The organism is Neobacillus sp. YIM B06451, from assembly GCF_032667185.1.
In the GTDB taxonomy this organism is placed as follows: Bacteria; Bacillota; Bacilli; order Bacillales; family Cytobacillaceae; genus Bacillus_D.
Genome location: NZ_JAVFKJ010000016.1, coordinates 89,225 through 107,232, shown reverse-complemented (window position 1 = coordinate 107,232; position 18,008 = coordinate 89,225). Strand labels below are relative to the sequence as shown.

Below are 18,008 nucleotides of genomic sequence, written 5' to 3'. Positions count from 1 at the left end.
TTATTGTTTGTTGACGCTTGTTTGTTTAGTTTTCAAAGAGCAATTGTCGCCCAACAGCGACTTTAATAATATATCATATCAGCTGGTTAACGTCAACACTTTTTATTAAATATTTAACTTCTCAGTGTTAATAACTCAAGCCGACCTTTGTGATTATATCAGCAACCTGGCAAACAGGCAATACCTTTTAAAACAGAAAGTTATTTCTGATAATTCCTTTAAAAAACGGGAAGCCATAATCCGGCTTCCCGCTTTAATTTACCATTTGGCGCTTATTCTTCGCCGCTCTCTTCTTCTGGATCTTGGTCCATGTTTTCTGCAGGCTCATCCAACTCGACAACCTCTGTTACGACAATATCTTCATCTGTATGCGTAGCTTCAACTACTGCACCGGATTCGTCTTCGGGCTTTTCTTCTTCCCTTTCTACTTTCGCAACCGTTGCCACACTTTCATTATCTTTAATGTTAATCAGCTTGACACCGATTGTGTTCCTTCCTACCTTCGAAATGCTGTCAACCGGTATACGGATAAGCACCCCGCTTGTGGTAATGAGCATAAGGTCTTCCTCACCCGTAACAGTTTTCATTGAAACGAGTTCACCGTTCCGTTCAGTTACGTTTGCTGTCTTAATACCTTTTCCACCTCGGCCCTGGATACGGTATTCGGCAGCGGCTGTCCGCTTTCCATACCCTTTGCTTGTTACGACAAGCACATCCGTGCCTTCCTCAAGGACCTCCATCCCTATGACTTCATCATCAGGATCAAGCGTAATTCCTTTTACGCCTGTTGCAGTCCTTCCCATTGTCCTTACATCTGTTTCAGGGAAACGGATCTGCATTCCTTTTTTGGTCGCGATTGCGATTTCCTTGCTTCCGTCAGTAAGCCGGACTGAGATCAATTCATCTCCCTCTCGGAGGTTCAGGGCAATGAGGCCGTTGTTCCGAATATGGGCAAATGAAGTAAGCGGTGAACGTTTCGAAATCCCTTCCTTTGTTGTAAAGAAGAGGAACCAGTCATCGACAAATTCATCAATTGGGATGATTGCGTTGACCCATTCGCCTTTCTCAATGCCAAGAAGGTTAATAATTGGGAGTCCTTTTGCCGTACGGCTGAATTCCGGAATCTCATAGCCTTTGGCACGGTATACTTTCCCCTTATTCGTAAAGAAGAGGATCGTATCATGGGTGGACGTTGTAATCAGCTGTTCAACAAAGTCATCCTCATTTGTCCCCATCCCCTGAATTCCTCGTCCACCGCGTTTTTGCGCGCGATAGGTGGAAACTGGCAGGCGTTTGATATAGCCATTATGGGTAAGGGTAAGAACAACGGTTTCTCGCGGAATCAGGTCTTCATCCTCGATGTTTTCAATTCCGCCCGCCACGATTTCAGTACGCCTTGTGTCGTTAAAGCGCTCCTTGATTTCGAGCAGTTCTTCTCGGATGATCTCGAGGATTTTTTCTTCATCGGCCAGGATTGCCTTCAACTCGGCTATCAATGCCATCAGATTCTGGAATTCATCCTCAATCTTTTCCCTTTCCAGGCCGGTTAAGCGCTGCAATCTCATATCAAGAATTGCCTGGGCCTGCTTTTCGGAAAGATTGAAGGTTGACATTAACCCGTCCTTCGCGATATCGGTTGTCCTTGAATTACGGATAAGTGTAATGACCGCATCAAGATTATCGAGGGCAATGCGCAGCCCCTCGAGTATATGCGCCCTCGCTTCAGCTTTACCAAGTTCAAATTCAGTACGGCGCCTAATGACCACTTGTTGATGGGCGAGATAGTATTTTAAGCACTGCTTCAGGTTTAACACCTTTGGCTGCCCTTCTACTAGGGCAAGCAGGTTGATTCCGAAGCTGGTCTGCATCGCAGTTTGCTTGTACAAATTATTTAGGACGACATTGGCATTCGCATCTTTTCTGACCTCGATGTAAATCCGCATTCCATTTCGGTCGGATTCATCACGCAGGTCGGTAATGCCATCAATCCTTTTATCACGCACGAGCTCAGCGATTTTTTCAATCAGCCTTGCTTTGTTCACCTGATACGGCAATTCATTTACAATAATGACTTCTTTGCCGTTCTTCAGCTGTTCAATCTCGACTTTTGCACGGAGAGTGATTGAACCCCTGCCGCTTTCGTATGCTTTGCGGATGCCGCTTCGCCCGATAATAATTCCGCCAGTCGGGAAATCAGGGCCTGGAATCGTCTCCATCAATTCATGAATTGTAATATCTGGATCCTGGCTAAGGGCCAATACGCCATCGATTATTTCACCAAGCTGATGTGGAGGGATATTTGTCGCCATTCCAACAGCAATCCCGGTCGTCCCATTTACTAGCAGGTTAGGGAAGCGGGCGGGAAGGACAACAGGCTCCTTTTCCTCTCCATCATAGTTATCCTGATAGTCAATGGTATCTTTATTGATATCCCTTAGGAGTTCCATCGATATTTTCGACATTCTTGATTCCGTATAACGCATTGCCGCGGCCGCATCGCCGTCAACTGACCCGAAGTTCCCATGTCCATCGACGAGCATATAACGGTAGTTAAAATCCTGGGCCATCCTGACCATTGTTTCATATACGGCGGAATCGCCATGTGGATGGTATTTACCAATAACATCCCCTACAATACGCGCGGATTTCTTATATGGTTTGTCCGAATGCATTCCAAGGTCGTGCATTGCATAGAGGATACGTCGGTGTACCGGCTTCAGTCCGTCCCGGACATCTGGAAGGGCACGTGAAACGATAACACTCATTGCATAGTCCAGGAAGGATGATTTCATTTCCTGGCTAATATTTATTTCCCTTACTCGGGGGTTTTCAAAATCAGCCATCAAATTACCTCCATTAGGGACTGGCAGCTACTTGCTCGCCGGCCAATAAACCCTAAATTAATTGCAAAAGCAGGATAGATGACTATCTATCCTGGCTTTTAAGTTGAACCATCATGTCATGCGGCGTTCATCGTTTTTAAATATCCAGGTTTTTTACATAAAGTGCGTTTTCCTCGATAAAGTTCCGTCGGGGCTCAACTTTGTCGCCCATAAGGATTTCAAATGTCTCATCGGCTTCAATTGCGTCAGTCAGGCTTACCTGAAGAAGAGTCCTCGTCTCAGGATTCATCGTTGTCTCCCACAGCTGATCCGGATTCATTTCTCCAAGTCCCTTATACCGCTGGATATTAGGTCTAGGCGTTGCTGGGAGCCCAGCCATGATCTCATCCATTTGTTTGTCGTTATACGCGTATTCGATGCGTTTACCTTGCTGGATTTTATACAGCGGCGGCTGTGCGATATAAATATATCCCGACTCAATAATCTGCCGCATATAACGATAAAAGAACGTCAATAATAAAGTGCGGATATGGGCTCCGTCGACGTCGGCATCTGTCATGATAACAATTTTATGGTATCTCGCCTTGCTGATTTCGAAGTCTTCACCAATCCCAGTACCGACGGCAGTGATGATTGCCCTTACTTCGTTATTGGACAGGATTTTATCAAGCCTTGACTTTTCAACATTCAAAATTTTTCCGCGAAGCGGGAGGATTGCCTGGAAATGGCGGTCACGGCCCTGTTTGGCCGATCCACCCGCAGAGTCACCCTCAACAATATAAATTTCACTTTCGGAAGGATCTTTTGATGAGCAGTCCGCGAGCTTCCCTGGAAGGCTTGAGACTTCAAGCGCACTTTTTCTGCGTGTCAACTCGCGTGCTTTTTTCGCCGCGAGCCTTGCACGGGCAGCCATAAGCCCTTTTTCGACGATTTTCCTAGCGACGATAGGGTTTTCCAGCATGAATTTTTCAAACTGATCCGCAAAAACGGCATCGGTTACCGCGCGTACTTCCGAGTTGCCTAATTTTGTTTTGGTTTGGCCCTCGAATTGCGGGTCAGGATGTTTGATTGAAACGATGGCAGTCAACCCTTCCCGGACATCCTCTCCGGACAGGTTTGCATCGGCTTCCTTGAAAATACCGCTCCTTCGGGCATAATCGTTTATCACCCTTGTCAGCGCGGTCTTGAACCCGAATTCATGGGTACCGCCTTCATACGTATGGATATTATTTGCAAAGGAATATAGGTTTCCGGTATAGCCATCGTTGTATTGCATGGCTACTTCGACTGTAATCCCGTCACGGCCGCCCTCCATATAGATCGGCTCGTCATGGATTACTTCTTTTGTACGGTTCAAATGCTCTACATACGATTTGATTCCGCCCTCATAATGGTACTCATTCGATTTGTTCTCCTCGCGCTTATCCTCAATGGAAATGTTGATTCCGCGGTTTAGGAAAGCCAATTCCCGGAGCCTGTTCGCAAGTACATCGTATTCGTATTCAAGTGTTTCAGTGAATATTTCCGGATCCGGCTTAAAGTGGATGGTCGTCCCGGTCCTGTCGGTCTCGCCAATCACCTTCAAATCGGCGACTGGAACACCGCGTTCATATTTCTGATAATGGATTTGGCCGTCCCGGTGGACAAATACCTCAAGGAATGTGGACAGCGCGTTTACAACAGAAGCGCCGACACCGTGGAGCCCTCCGGACACTTTATATCCTCCGCCGCCAAACTTTCCCCCGGCGTGCAACACTGTCAAGATAACCTCAACAGCCGGCCTGCCCATCTTTTCCTGGATCCCGACTGGAATGCCCCGCCCATTATCTTTGACTGTAATGCTATTATCTTCTTCAATGATGACCTTAATTTTATCGCAATAGCCGGCCAGCGCTTCATCTATACTATTATCGACAATTTCCCAGACAAGGTGGTGCAACCCTTTGCTGCTTGTCGAGCCGATGTACATCCCCGGCCGCTTCCTAACAGCCTCCAGGCCTTCAAGCACCTGAATTTGACTGGCATCATACGATTGTTCCTTCATCATTTCTTGATCCATTGCCAAACCGCTCACCTGCTCTTTCATTGCATTTGCCTTGCTGATTTATGTTAAGTTCATATCAAAAATCCTGAATGCCCATCCGGGCTGAACGTTTTTTTAATGTAGTTGAGGCCAAAGGCGATAAATATATGTCTTTCTCCGTAACGACGACCGATTTGAAGGGGCCCTTCGACAAATTGATTGCTTTGCCCGATTCAGCAAATCGCGAATCCAGGGCACTGCTTTTATCGATGATGGCAATAATCTCCTTCACCCTTACCATATGGTCTTCGCCGATATGAATATACATAGGACCGCCTCAATTCCTGCGTATGATCTCCCCTGAATCGACAATGAATGTAGAAGCTTCCTTGATTGTCTGGTGGTCGATTCCTTCCACACTTGTTGTCGTTACGAATGTTTGTACTCTCCCAAGGATTGTATTAAGAAGGTGGGATTGCCGGTGATCATCAAGCTCCGAAAGGACATCGTCCAAAAGAAGGATTGGATATTCACCGATTTCGGACTGGATTAACTCAATCTCCGCGAGCTTTACGGATAAGGCCGTTGTCCGCTGCTGCCCTTGTGACCCGAAAGTTTGGACATCGCGACCGTTCACATGGAACAGGACATCATCCCGGTGAGGTCCGAAAAGGGTTGTTCCCCGTTCAATTTCCCTGGCTTTCACCTTTGTGAATTTTTCTTCAAATACCTCTATCATTTTCGACAAATCCTGTCCTTCTAATACATTGACAGAGGGGGAGTAGTGTATTTCCAATGTTTCAATACCTCTTGAGATGCCTTTGTGGAGGGGCTGTGCCCATTTCTCAAGGAGCCTGAGGAATTCAAACCGTTTCGCGGTAATTCTGACCGCAGCTTGGATAAATTGTTCAGTGAGGATATCCAGCATAGTCTCGTCACTGGTTTTCTTGATTTGCAGCATTTTCAAGTAGTGGTTTCTTTGCTGCAGGATTTTTAAATATTGGCTGACCCCGTGCAAATAGACAGGCGAAACCTGTCCAATCTCCATATCTATGAAACGCCGGCGGATCTGTGGACTGCCTTTGACAAGGTTCAGATCTTCAGGCGCAAACATGACAACATTCAAGTTTCCGACATACTGGCTCAGCCTTTGTTGCTCAATATGGTTGTACCAGGCTTTCTTGCCTTTTTTTGAAATAACGAGCTGCATCGGGAGAGAACCGTGCTTTCGATTAATCCGTCCTTCTATTTTAGCATAATCCGTATCCCAACGAATAAGATCTTTATCATTCGAGGTCCGGTGGGATTTTGCCATTGCCAGGACATAGATCGATTCCATTAGATTTGTTTTTCCTTGGGCATTTTCACCAAGGATTACATTCACCTTATTTTCAAAGCCGATTTCCAGGCTGTCGTAATTTCGATAATTTTTTAATGCCAGCTTTTCAATATACATGTCAACATCCCTTAAGCCTGTTCAAGGGTAAATTCACCAAAGCCCGGAATGGATATTCTATCTCCAGCCCTGAGTTTTCTTCCTCTTCTTTGGTCCTGTTCCCCATTGATAAACACTTCATGTTCGCCAAGGAACCATTTGGCCATCCCGCCAGTCTGAATGATGTCGGCGAGCTTCAGAAACTGGCCCAGCGTGATGTATTCCGTATCGATTGTTATCTCAACTGGCATTTCGCTCACTCTTTTCCAAAAGAAATTGGCTTTTCATTGAAACTCGATCAGCCCAACCCAAATGGTGGCTGAGCGTTTCCAATTAGAAGTATCTAATACTTTATTTTACTAAAAAAACTCCGAAGATACAAAGAATACTGAGATTTAGCTTGTTTATTCCTATTTACCATAATTTAGGAGCGTGTTTTTTCCCTGTTATCAAGAAAGGAAGCTGCCAGTTAACCGGCAGCTCCTTTTTAAACGAACTTGGAAATTAATAAGTTCTTACCGGAAGGATCAGCTGCAGTGTCGATTCGTCGTGAAGTGGACGGATGACGAACGGCCTCATCGCTCCTGTGAAACTTACTTTAATATCTGTACCTTCTAGGGCTTTTAGCGCATCCATCATATATTTTGCGCTAAAGGAGATTTTTAATTCCTCGCCTTCGACAGACTGGCTTTGGATTTCTTCAACAACCTTTCCGATTTCAGGGGTGTTGGAAGAAACTTCGACGATGCTATCTCCAAGGGTCGAAAATTTAACAACGTTGTTTCGCCCTTCTTTTGCAAGGAGCGAAGCCCTGTCAATCGCATGGAGGAAATCCTTCGTATGGACGACGACATCCGTTTTGCTGTCCTGTGGGATAAGCCTGGATGTGTCCGGATAGTTCCCTTCAAGAAGCCTTGAGAAAAAGAGCAGGTTTTTCGCTTTGAACAGCACCTGGTTATCGGTAATGACAATATCAATCGGCTCATTTGTGTCGGCAATGATTTTGCTCAGTTCATTCAGGCTTTTACCCGGAATGACGACATTATAGGAATCATTGTTTTCCGTTTCCACATGCGCCTTCCTCATTGCGAGGCGGTGCGAATCTGTTGCAATACAGGTCAGTTGATTGTTTTCAGCCTTCCAGTTTACACCTGTCAAGATAGGCCTTGTTTCCGATACGGATACTGCGAAAACGGTTTGCCTGATCAATGCCTTTAGCAAGTCGGCTGGGATGCGGAATTTGTTTTTTTCTTCAATCTGCGGAAGGTGCGGATATTCCTCCGCATCCAGGCCAATCAGGTTAAATTCAGATTTCCCTGAGCGGATGACGGTCTGCTGATGGTTTTGCACGTCTATTTCAACTGTATCGGTAGGAAGTTTTTTAACGATTTCGCTGAAAAATTTCGCCTGGAGGACAATTGCTCCCTGCTGCTTGATTTCAACGATTTCATCCCCATTTTCTTCTTTCGGGATGAACGATTGGATCGAAATATCGGAATCGCTCCCTGTTAATGTTACTCCGTCTGTTCCCGCAACAATTTTTATTCCTGTCAGGATTGGAATGGTCGTTCTCGACGTAACTGCCTTCATCACATCATTTACGCTCTGGACAAGATAGTCGCGTTGGATACTGAATTTCATTTTTCTTCCCCCGATTCATGCATAATTTTTTTTGCTTAAAATATAATAATAAGTTCTTTAAAAAGATCGTAGAAGTACTAGTAGGGCCTGTGAGTTTGTGGATAACTGGCCTGTTCAAAGGAAAGACAGTCTATCCACATGTGGACAGACTGTGTGTAACCTCAACGGAGTTATTCACAAAAAGGCTAAACTTTCAACAGCTCGTTCAGCTCTTTGACCTGCTTTTGGAGCTGGGCATCGGTAGCTAGCAGCTTCGAAATCTTTTCATGGGCATGGATAACCGTCGTATGGTCCCGGCCTCCGAACTCTTCGCCGATTTTCGGAAGCGAGAAGTCGGTAAGCTCACGTGATAGGTACATGGCAACCTGGCGGGGAAATGCTACGGATTTGGTCCGTTTCTTTGCTTTGAAATCCTCCAGCTTCACGTTAAACTGCTGCCCGACTGCCTTTTGGATATCAAGGATCGTGACGATTTTCGGCTTTGAACTAGGGATAATGTCCTTTAGCGCCTCGGCTGCGAGGTCGGCGTTAATATCCTTGTTAATTAATGAGGAATAGGCAACGACCCTGATAAGCGCTCCTTCAAGTTCCCTAATATTCGAGTCGATCTGGTTTGCTATATACAGCATGACTTCATTCGGAATATCAAGGCCTTCCGCTTTGGCTTTCTTGCGAAGGATTGCAATCCTTGTCTCCAGATCGGGAGGGGTGATGTCGGTTATAAGGCCCCATTCAAACCGGGAACGAAGCCTGTCTTCAAGGGTCGGAATTTCCTTTGGCGGCCGGTCACTCGAAATGATGATCTGCTTGCTTTCTTCGTGCAAGGTGTTGAATGTATGGAAGAATTCTTCCTGTGTTGACTCTTTTCCAGCAAGAAATTGAATATCATCAATGAGCAATACATCAACTTTCCGGTACTTATTCCGAAATTCAATCGCCTTGTTGTCACGGATTGAATTGATGAATTCATTCGTGAATTTTTCGGAAGACAAATAAACTACTTTTGCAGACGGATTATGTTCAAGGACGTAATGCCCGATTGCATGCATCAAGTGTGTTTTGCCAAGCCCAACCCCTCCATAGATGAACAGGGGATTATACGCTTTTGCAGGAGCTTCAGCGACCGCAAGCGAAGCCGCGTGGGCGAACCGGTTTCCTGATCCAATGACAAACGTGTCAAACGTATACTTCGGATTCAGCATCGTTTGGGGAATATCATTGTTTTCTTCCTCTTTTTTATGCTTCTTTTTCGGGAGAGCAAGTTCAGGCTCCTCGTCGTCCTTTACCTGCGGGATGATAAATTTTGCTTCAAGCTCTTCCCCGGTAATTTCATAAAGGATTTCCGAAATTAATGGGGCATATCGTTCTTCAAGCCAGTCTCGCGCGAATTCGTTCGGCGCCGTTACAACAAGTGTATTGCCCTGGAGCGAATGCGCCTTTGTCGATTTCAGCCATGTATCGAAGCTGGGCTTGCTTATTTTTGTTTCGATCGTAGCTAACGCCGCATTCCATAAGTCCGCGATATTTTCCAACTAGTTTCCCTCCCTCTCTTAATCTCTGATTCTCACAAGAATAGGTTCTTGTGTATTTGTAGAATAGTCGGGTCTGTTATACAAGCTGTACAACCCGTATGAATAAATATTCAAGGTGATGGATTTGTGGAAAAACATATTATAAGGAAAGAATAAGAGGTTTCGACAATATCCACGGGATGTGGACAAGTTTTTACAAAGTGGTTGGATAACCTGTCCACAACTTATCCACAATCTGTGGACAATTAAGATGTCCACAGTGATTTATTAGAAGTGAAAACACAAATATAATATCAAAAAAAAGTAAGTGGCGCAATGGGTTTTCGTAATTATCCACAAGAACCGGATTTATCCAGGTTCGATTTATCCACAATACTAGGGTATGTGAAAAACCTGTCAATAAGCAAGGGAGAAGGCTAGAAATCTGTCGGAATTTATCCACAGGGATAAAAAGAGGGCGTTTTGCAGTGGTAAAAATGGAGGAGAAAAGAGGGATGGCGGAAAAGGCCCCTTCCTTTTAGGGGCTGGAAGATGTATGAAATCAGAATCAATAGTTGACAACTTCCTGCATGCGTCTCTATAATAATTAAGACTGTCTTTACCAAGCGTAAATTAAAAGCAAGCTAGACTGTCTATATAAGCAATTCCTCAGGGAGGTGTCATACGATGAAAAGGACGTACCAGCCAAAGAAAAGAAAGCATAGCAAAGTTCACGGGTTCCGCAGCCGCATGAGCTCAGCGAACGGCCGCAAAGTACTAGCGCGCCGCCGCCAAAAAGGAAGAAAAGTATTATCAGCTTAGGCCACTGACCGTCTCAGTGGTCTTTTTTCTATTGAAAATCAAAGACAATTTTCTTCGGGCTCACCCAAAACCACTCTAAGAATCATAATTGAGCGGAATGTATTGATTGAACGCTTTTATTTCTCCTTCGCGGCCTTCCGAATAACGGACTGCCTCGAGGGAGAGGATGAAACGTAGAGGTGGCAGCCATCCGGTGGCGAAGATGGAAGGTGAAGTCATGAAAAAAGATTATAGAATTAAAAAGAATAACGATTTTCAGGCTGTTTTTAAAAAAGGGCGTTCGACTGCAAACAGGCAATTCATCGTCTATGTCCTGAAAAAGGAAAACCAGCCTTCATTCCGGATCGGCTTGTCGGTGAGCAAAAAAATTGGAAACGCTGTGGTCCGAAACAGGATCAAGCGATACATACGGCAGTCGTTTTTTGAAATGAAGGAAGGGCTTTCTGACGGTAATGATTATGTCATCATTGCCAGAAAGCCTGCCGCGGACATGGATTTTTTCGAGGTAAAAAAAAGCCTCGCCCACGTCCTAAAGCTTGCAAAAGTATTGAAAAGGAACTTTCCAGTCGACAATGAGGGGTAAAGAGCATATTTTTTCCCGCTTCCATAGATTTTGAAAGCACTTCCTTTAAAAAAATGATAGAATGATTCAGGTAGCATGTCCTTTTTTGGGGAACACCCAAAAATAAATTCACATACCCATCCGCTTAAGGAGGAAATTTCGGTTGAGTAAGCGAAAATTACTGTATTTAGGTTTATTTTCATTGGTTCTCCTGCTCTCAGGCTGTATGGAGGTAAATAAACCAATTGATGCGAACAGCAAAGGTTTTTGGAACGAGTATATTGTTTACCCGCTCTCTTGGCTCATTACAGAAGGAGCGAACATTTTATGGGGGAGCTTCGGGCTTTCGATCATTGTTGTAACAATCCTGATCCGCCTTGCAATCCTGCCATTGATGATTAAACAAACAAAAAGCTCAAAAGCGATGCAGGCCCTCCAGCCGGAAATGCAGGCGTTGCGTGAGAAATACAGCTCAAAAGACCAGAAGACACAGCAGAAACTACAGCAGGAAACGATGGCCCTGTTCCAGAAACATGGTGTCAACCCGCTGGCCGGATGTTTACCTATCCTAATCCAGATGCCGATCCTCATTGGTTTTTACCATGCGATTTCAAGGACAAGGGCGATTGCAGACCATAACTTCCTTTGGTTCGACCTGGGCGATAAGGATCCGTATTACATTTTGCCGATTATCGCCGGCATCACCACGTTCATTCAGCAAAAAATGATGATGGCCGGAATGGAAGGCAATCCACAGATGCAAATGATGCTTTATATGATGCCGATTATGATCCTGATTTTCGCCATCAACTTCCCGGCAGCCCTGTCGTTGTACTGGGTAGTGGGGAACCTGTTCATGATTGTCCAGACATATTTCATTAAAGGGCCGGACCTGAAGAAGTCATCAGCAACCGGCGGCGCGGGGGGAGCAAAGAAGTGAAACAGATAACTGCTAGCGGGCAAACCGTAGATGAAGCAGTCCAATCAGCACTGGCTCAATTGAACACAACAAAAGACCGCACAGAAATAGAAATTGTAGATGAAGGAAAAAAAGGAATCTTCGGCCTTTTTGGATCAAGGCCGGCTGTTGTAAAAGTTACTCTCAAACCTGATCCGATTGAAGAAGCAAAAAAATTCCTTTCCGAGGTCAGCGAGCAGATGGGAGCGCCCATTGAAATCGAGGCAAAAAGGGAAGGCAAGCTCGTTACTTTTGTCCTTTCCGGAGAAAAGATTGCGCTATTGATAGGGAAGAGGGGACAAACACTCAACTCCCTCCAATATTTGACTCAGCTTATTATCAATCGTTTATCGGAGCAATACCTTACAGTCATCCTTGATGCAGAAAATTACCGGGACCGCCGCAATGAGACGCTGATCCAATTGGCCCAGCGCCTTGCGCAAAAAGCCGTGAAAACAGGCAAAACGGTCACACTTGAACCAATGCCTTCCTACGAACGGAAAGTCATCCATACCGCTCTTTCCGAAAATAGCAAAGTAAAGACTTATTCTGACGGTACAGAGCCCCACAGGCACATCGTCATTACGCCGGTACGGTACTGAAATCGAATAGTTGTTGAAAACCCGCCTTCAAATTCCGAAGGCGGGATTTTTTTATGTAAAATTTCCCCTTGTCGCAAAATTTGTTTTTTCCTATCTTAACCGGGCTTTAATGTTCTTAAAGATGCTATGTCTGTTGATTGTATCTTCGCTTTATTGTTATTCACATGTGGATAAGTTAAAATAAAACATGTTCAAACGGAACATGTGGATAAATGTGTTTTTTTGAAAGAAACAGTATGCTATTCTGTTATTTTGGGGTCGATTGAAGTTTTATGAGCGGTGGCTTCGATGCCTGAGAATTTTGAGGAGTGGCGTTACTGCCCGTTATGAGTGGAAAAACCAATTCAGCAGATAAACTATAGATGAAATTAAAAGGAAAAGAGGTGGAAAACATGGAGTTTGATACAATTGCGGCCATTTCGACTCCAATGGGTGAAGGAGCAATCGCCATTGTAAGGCTGAGTGGGGACGAGGCGTTTAAAATTGCGGATAAACTATTCATGAGCCCGTCCGGCAAAGTGCTTAGTAAGGTTGCGTCCCATACCATCCATTACGGACATCTTATTGATCCAAAGACCGGGGAAACGGTTGAGGAAGTAATGGTCTCGGCGATGAGGGGTCCAAAAACGTTTACGAAAGAGGATGTAATTGAAATAAACTGCCATGGCGGACTTGTTTCGGTCAATCGTGTGCTTCAGCTCGTGCTGAATAATGGGGCAAGGCTGGCAGAGCCAGGAGAATTTACGAAACGTGCATTCCTGAATGGAAGGATTGACCTTTCCCAGGCGGAAGCCGTCATGGATTTGATCCGGGCAAAGACGGACCGGGCAATGAGCGTTGCACTAGGCCAGATGGAGGGCCGCCTTTCCCGGCTTATCAAAAAGCTCAGACAGGAAATTCTTGAAACGCTTGCCCATGTGGAGGTGAACATTGATTATCCGGAATACGACGATGTTGAAGAAATGACACACAACATGTTGCTTGAGAAAGCAGGTTATGTGCGGGATGAAATTAAAAAACTTTTACAAACATCCCAACAGGGTAAAATATTAAGAGAGGGCCTTTCCACTGTCATTGTTGGCAGGCCGAATGTCGGAAAATCGTCCCTCTTGAATAGCCTTGCACAGGAAAATAAGGCAATCGTAACAGATATCCCAGGTACAACAAGAGACGTCATCGAGGAATATGTCAATGTCCGGGGAGTCCCGCTTCGCCTCCTCGATACGGCCGGTATCAGGGAGACGGAAGACATTGTCGAGAAAATTGGGGTTGAAAGGTCACGCCAGGTACTAAAGGAAGCGGATTTGATCCTGCTTGTTCTGAACAATTCCGATAAACTGACAGATGAAGACCGGAATATTTTTAAAGCAGTAGAAGGAATGGACGCCATCATTATCGTCAACAAGACCGACTTGCCAAAAGCAATCGACATGGAGGAAGTAAAGGCTCTTGCCGGAAACAGGCGGATTGTTTCGACATCGCTCCTTGAAGACAAGGGTATCGATGAACTTGAAGAAGCGATTGCGAATTTGTTTTTTGCCGGGTCAATTGATGCGGGAGATATGACATACGTATCGAATAGCCGCCATATTGCTCTCCTGGGCCAGGCGTTACATGCGGTTGAGGAAGCAATTAACGGGGTTGAAAACGGTATTCCGATTGATATAGTCCAAATTGACTTGACCCGATCGTGGGAGCTTTTGGGTGAGGTCATTGGCGAAAGTGTCCATGAAAGCTTGATTGACCAGCTTTTCTCCCAATTTTGCCTTGGTAAATAGTGTTGTTTCTTTTTTTTCGGCGGATGTAATAAAATTCAGTTATTGTTGATGTTTAGAGTTATAGGAACGCTATGTCTGAAGTAGAAATCGATAACTAAGTTTAACAGAGCTATGAAGAACTGTTTTATGCTATATGAAAAGGAGGCAGCGTAATGCACTACGAGGCCGGAAATTATGATGTAATCGTCATCGGCGCAGGCCATGCAGGTTGTGAAGCCGGATTGGCAGCTGCCCGGATTGGCGCAAAAACGTTAATGATTACAATCAATCTTGATATGGTCGCTTTTATGCCATGCAATCCATCCATCGGAGGGCCCGCAAAAGGGATTGTAGTCAGGGAAATCGATGCCCTTGGCGGTGAAATGGGCAAAAATATCGATAAGACCTATATCCAGATGAGAATGCTGAATACAGGGAAGGGGCCGGCGGTACGCGCGCTTCGTGCCCAGGCTGATAAATTTTCCTACCAGCATGAAATGAAAAAAACGCTTGAAAGCGAAAAGAATTTGACTCTGCTTCAAGGAATGGTTGAAAAGCTCATTGTGGAAGATGGCATTTGCAAAGGGGTAATTACCCAAACGGGTGCTATTTACCGGGCAAAAACAGTCATCATTACGACGGGGACTTTCCTGCGCGGTGAAATCATCATTGGCGACCTTAAATATTCAAGCGGGCCGAACAACCAGCAGCCTTCAATCAAACTTTCCGAGCATCTTGAGGAACTGGGCTTTGATTTGGTCCGTTTTAAAACAGGTACGCCGCCGCGGGTCCACAGTAAAACAATCGATTACTCGCTAACGGAGATTCAGCCCGGGGATGATCTCCCTCAAGCATTTTCGTATGAAACAACAAAATATATCACTGACCAGCTACCTTGCTGGCTAACATATACGAATGAACATACCCATCGGATTATTGATGAAAACCTTCACCGTTCCCCGATGTTTTCCGGGATGATTAAAGGATCGGGTCCGCGTTATTGTCCATCAATTGAAGATAAAGTGGTCAGGTTCAATGACAAGCCGCGCCACCAGATTTTCCTTGAGCCAGAGGGGCGTAACACAGAAGAGGTTTATGTACAGGGGCTGTCAACGAGCTTGCCGGAGGAAGTACAGCACAAGATTATTAAAACGATACCGGCCTTAAAAGATGCGCAAATGATGAGGGCGGGTTATGCGATTGAATACGACGCCATCGTTCCTACCCAGCTTTGGCCGACCCTTGAAACGAAAAAGGTAAAAAATCTTTATACAGCTGGCCAAATCAATGGGACTTCGGGTTATGAAGAAGCAGCCGGCCAGGGATTGATGGCGGGCATCAATGCGGCGTTGAACGCGCTAGGCAAGGATGAACTTATTTTGAGCCGTTCGGAAGCTTATATTGGCGTCATGATCGATGACCTGGTTACGAAGGGGACGAGCGAGCCATACCGCCTCCTGACTTCAAGGGCTGAATATAGGCTTCTTCTCCGCCACGACAATGCCGACCTCAGGCTGTCGGAAATCGGCCATCGGATTGGGTTGATCCAGGATGAGCGGTTTGAGAAGTTCCGAAAGAAAAATGACGCGATTGAGGCGGAAATAAAAAGGTTAAGGACTACGATTATCAAACCTACAGCGGAAGTCCAGGAATTGATTCGGAGCCTCGGAGGCAGCGAGCTGAAAGATGGAATCCGTGCCGCCGACTTCCTAAGAAGGACCGAAATGAATTACAGCCATATTGAATCCATCATTCCCCCGGAAATAAGCCTTGAGGATGAAGTCAAGGAACAGGTGGAAATTCAAATCAAGTACGAGGGGTATATTGAGAAGTCCCTTCAGCAGGTAGACCGGCTGAAGAAGATGGAAAATAAAAAGATCCCGGAAAATATCGACTATGATGCCATCTCCGGGATTGCGAATGAAGCCCGCCAGAACCTTAAACAAGTAAGGCCTCTTTCGATTGCCCAGGCATCAAGGATTTCAGGGGTAAACCCAGCGGATATTTCGATTCTCCTCGTGTATTTGGAGCACGGCCGGGTTGCAAGGATAAAAGCAGAATAAGAGCGGAGTTGGATGAAGATTATGAACGTAGAACAATTTGCCGGGCTGCTTGGGGATAGGGGTATTTCCCTCTCCTCCACCCAGCTTGGGCAGTTCGATACATATTTCAAAACATTGGTCGAATGGAATGAAAAGATGAATCTAACCGCGATCACCGACCGCGAAGAGGTTTATTTAAAGCATTTTTACGACTCCCTTTCGGCCGCATTTTATTTTGATTTTTCAGGATCCCTTTCCCTTTGCGATGTTGGCGCGGGAGCTGGGTTTCCAAGCATCCCTTTGAAAATCGCCTTTCCTTCCCTGAATATAACGATCGTTGATTCGTTAAATAAGCGTATTACCTTCCTGAACCATCTTGCAAAGGTCCTCGAATTGGACAATGTACAGTTTGTCCATGACAGGGCGGAAACATTCGGAACGAATCCGGAGCATCGGGAAAGATATGATATCGTTACAGCTAGGGCGGTTGCCAGGCTATCAGTATTAAGTGAACTTTGCCTCCCGCTTGTGAAACAGGGCGGCCATTTTATCGCTTTAAAAGCTGCTAATGCAAAGGAAGAACTGGCAGATGCGAAGAAGGCAATCACCGTTCTTGGCGGCCGGACAGATGAAACAAATACCTTTTCGCTGCCGCTTGAGGACAGCGAGAGGACGATCATTGTCATCAAGAAGGAAAAACGAACTCCCAAAAAATATCCGCGGAAGCCTGGAACCCCTGCCAAATCGCCGATTGCATAATCTTGTTTTCTTTTAAGGAATGGCGGTATCGTGAAATCACCATTCCATTCGGCAGGATTTTTTCGAAGAATAGAGAATTAGTTTAGAGGGAGTATTTTAAAGGTGGTGCAGGAGATGAAGAGTTCTTTCTCACGCTTTTTTGGCCGGGGTGAAAAAGAAGAGCAAGTTGACCTTCAAAAAGAGATTGATATAGAGACAGACGATAGCAATGAAGAAATAAAGAAAATAGCGATAGATTTAATCGTCCCAAACCGGTTTCAGCCAAGGACGGTTTTTGATGATGAAAAAATAGAGGAATTGTCCCGTACCATCCATATGCATGGCATCATCCAGCCTATTGTCGTCCGCGAATTCGAAGGCGGCCGCTATGAAATCATTGCCGGTGAACGCAGATGGCGCGCAATGAAAAAACTTGGCTGGGAAGAAGTGCCTGCCATTATTAAAAATATGTCCGATACCGAAACGGCTTCCGTCGCGCTAATTGAGAATCTGCAGCGCGAGGAGCTCTCTCCAATCGAGGAAGCCCTTGCGTATGGAAAACTGCTTACACTCCATAACTTGACTCAGGAAGCGCTTGCCCAGCGCCTGGGAAAAGGGCAGTCAACGGTTGCCAACAAGCTTAGGCTTCTGAAGCTTCCTCAGGAGGTCCAGGATGCGCTATTGAACAAGCAAATTTCCGAAAGGCATGCCCGCGCGCTCATTCCTTTAAAAGATGGCGCGAAACAGGTTGCCGTAATGGAAGAAATTATAGCCAGAAATTTAAACGTGAAGCAAACCGAAGAAAGGGTCATCAAGCTTCTTGGGCAGCAGGAACAAAAACCAAAGCCGAAGCGAAAGGCGTTCAGCAAAGATATGAGGATTGCCGTCAACACGATCCGCCAGTCGCTAACAATGGTTTCGGATAGCGGCATCCCCCTTGATTCAGAGGAAGAGGAATTCGAAGAGTATTACCAATTCACAATTAAAATTCCAAAGAAAAAATAATAGAGAACACAAACCGGATTCCTTTTGAGGTCCGGTTTTTTTATGAGGGAACAAAGGAACTCTTATTGA

15 protein-coding genes are annotated in these 18,008 nt (G+C 45.3%); 8 read left to right on the top strand and 7 right to left on the bottom strand.

Going from position 1 to position 18,008, the window contains the following annotated elements:
- Positions 1 to 272: 272 nt before the first annotated feature.
- From gyrA to dnaA, 7 genes are all read right to left on the bottom strand, one after another.
- The gene (gene gyrA, locus RB160_RS20560; RefSeq protein WP_316572314.1) at positions 273 to 2,843 is read right to left on the bottom strand and encodes a DNA gyrase subunit A; all 2,571 of its coding nucleotides are present in this window, start codon (positions 2,841 to 2,843) and stop codon (positions 273 to 275) included.
- Positions 2,844 to 2,979: 136 nt separating this feature from the next.
- Positions 2,980 to 4,890 carry a DNA topoisomerase (ATP-hydrolyzing) subunit B gene (gyrB, locus tag RB160_RS20555; protein ID WP_396954753.1) on the bottom strand — a complete coding sequence of 637 codons (1,911 nt, stop codon included), beginning with the start codon at positions 4,888 to 4,890 and terminating at the stop codon, positions 2,980 to 2,982.
- 73 nt (positions 4,891 to 4,963) lie between these two features.
- Positions 4,964 to 5,194, bottom strand: coding sequence for an extracellular matrix regulator RemB (gene remB / locus RB160_RS20550; RefSeq protein WP_316572313.1), 231 nt, complete (start codon positions 5,192 to 5,194; stop codon positions 4,964 to 4,966).
- A 9-nt stretch (positions 5,195 to 5,203) separates the two neighbouring features.
- On the bottom strand, positions 5,204 to 6,322 hold the full coding sequence (recF, locus tag RB160_RS20545; RefSeq protein ID WP_316572312.1) for a DNA replication/repair protein RecF: 1,119 nt from the start codon (positions 6,320 to 6,322) through the stop codon (positions 5,204 to 5,206).
- A gap of 11 nt (positions 6,323 to 6,333) precedes the next feature.
- Positions 6,334 to 6,552 (bottom strand): S4 domain-containing protein YaaA, encoded by a 219-nt coding sequence (gene yaaA / locus RB160_RS20540; RefSeq protein ID WP_316572311.1) that lies wholly within the window; start codon positions 6,550 to 6,552, stop codon positions 6,334 to 6,336.
- 253 nt (positions 6,553 to 6,805) lie between these two features.
- The gene (gene dnaN / locus RB160_RS20535) at positions 6,806 to 7,942 is read right to left on the bottom strand and encodes a DNA polymerase III subunit beta (protein WP_316572310.1); all 1,137 of its coding nucleotides are present in this window, start codon (positions 7,940 to 7,942) and stop codon (positions 6,806 to 6,808) included.
- Positions 7,943 to 8,127: 185 nt separating this feature from the next.
- Positions 8,128 to 9,474: a chromosomal replication initiator protein DnaA gene (dnaA, locus tag RB160_RS20530; protein ID WP_316572309.1), complete on the bottom strand. Its 1,347-nt coding sequence runs from the start codon at positions 9,472 to 9,474 to the stop codon at positions 8,128 to 8,130.
- A gap of 666 nt (positions 9,475 to 10,140) precedes the next feature.
- On the opposite strand from dnaA, the gene rpmH reads away from it, so the two are divergent.
- From rpmH to noc, 8 genes are all read left to right on the top strand, one after another.
- Positions 10,141 to 10,275 (top strand): 50S ribosomal protein L34, encoded by a 135-nt coding sequence (gene rpmH, locus RB160_RS20525; protein WP_115450926.1) that lies wholly within the window; start codon positions 10,141 to 10,143, stop codon positions 10,273 to 10,275.
- A gap of 217 nt (positions 10,276 to 10,492) precedes the next feature.
- The gene (rnpA, locus tag RB160_RS20520; protein ID WP_316572318.1) at positions 10,493 to 10,858 is read left to right on the top strand and encodes a ribonuclease P protein component; all 366 of its coding nucleotides are present in this window, start codon (positions 10,493 to 10,495) and stop codon (positions 10,856 to 10,858) included.
- Between the two features lie 142 nt (positions 10,859 to 11,000).
- Positions 11,001 to 11,777: a YidC family membrane integrase SpoIIIJ gene (spoIIIJ, locus tag RB160_RS20515; RefSeq protein ID WP_316572308.1), complete on the top strand. Its 777-nt coding sequence runs from the start codon at positions 11,001 to 11,003 to the stop codon at positions 11,775 to 11,777.
- Entirely contained in the window at positions 11,774 to 12,397 is a 624-nt protein-coding gene (jag, locus tag RB160_RS20510) for an RNA-binding cell elongation regulator Jag/EloR (RefSeq protein WP_316572307.1), read from the top strand. Before spoIIIJ ends, jag begins: the two co-directional genes overlap by 4 nt.
- Positions 12,398 to 12,789: 392 nt before the next feature.
- Complete coding sequence (gene mnmE / locus RB160_RS20505; protein ID WP_316572306.1) at positions 12,790 to 14,175, top strand: tRNA uridine-5-carboxymethylaminomethyl(34) synthesis GTPase MnmE; 1,386 nt, start codon at positions 12,790 to 12,792, stop codon at positions 14,173 to 14,175.
- Positions 14,176 to 14,327: 152 nt separating this feature from the next.
- Complete coding sequence (mnmG, locus tag RB160_RS20500; RefSeq protein WP_316572305.1) at positions 14,328 to 16,217, top strand: tRNA uridine-5-carboxymethylaminomethyl(34) synthesis enzyme MnmG; 1,890 nt, start codon at positions 14,328 to 14,330, stop codon at positions 16,215 to 16,217.
- 21 nt (positions 16,218 to 16,238) lie between these two features.
- The gene (rsmG, locus tag RB160_RS20495; RefSeq protein ID WP_316572304.1) at positions 16,239 to 16,955 is read left to right on the top strand and encodes a 16S rRNA (guanine(527)-N(7))-methyltransferase RsmG; all 717 of its coding nucleotides are present in this window, start codon (positions 16,239 to 16,241) and stop codon (positions 16,953 to 16,955) included.
- 114 nt (positions 16,956 to 17,069) lie between these two features.
- A complete protein-coding gene (gene noc, locus RB160_RS20490; protein WP_316572303.1) occupies positions 17,070 to 17,939 on the top strand; it encodes a nucleoid occlusion protein in 870 nt (289 codons plus the stop codon).
- The last annotated feature ends 69 nt before the right edge of the window (positions 17,940 to 18,008 follow it).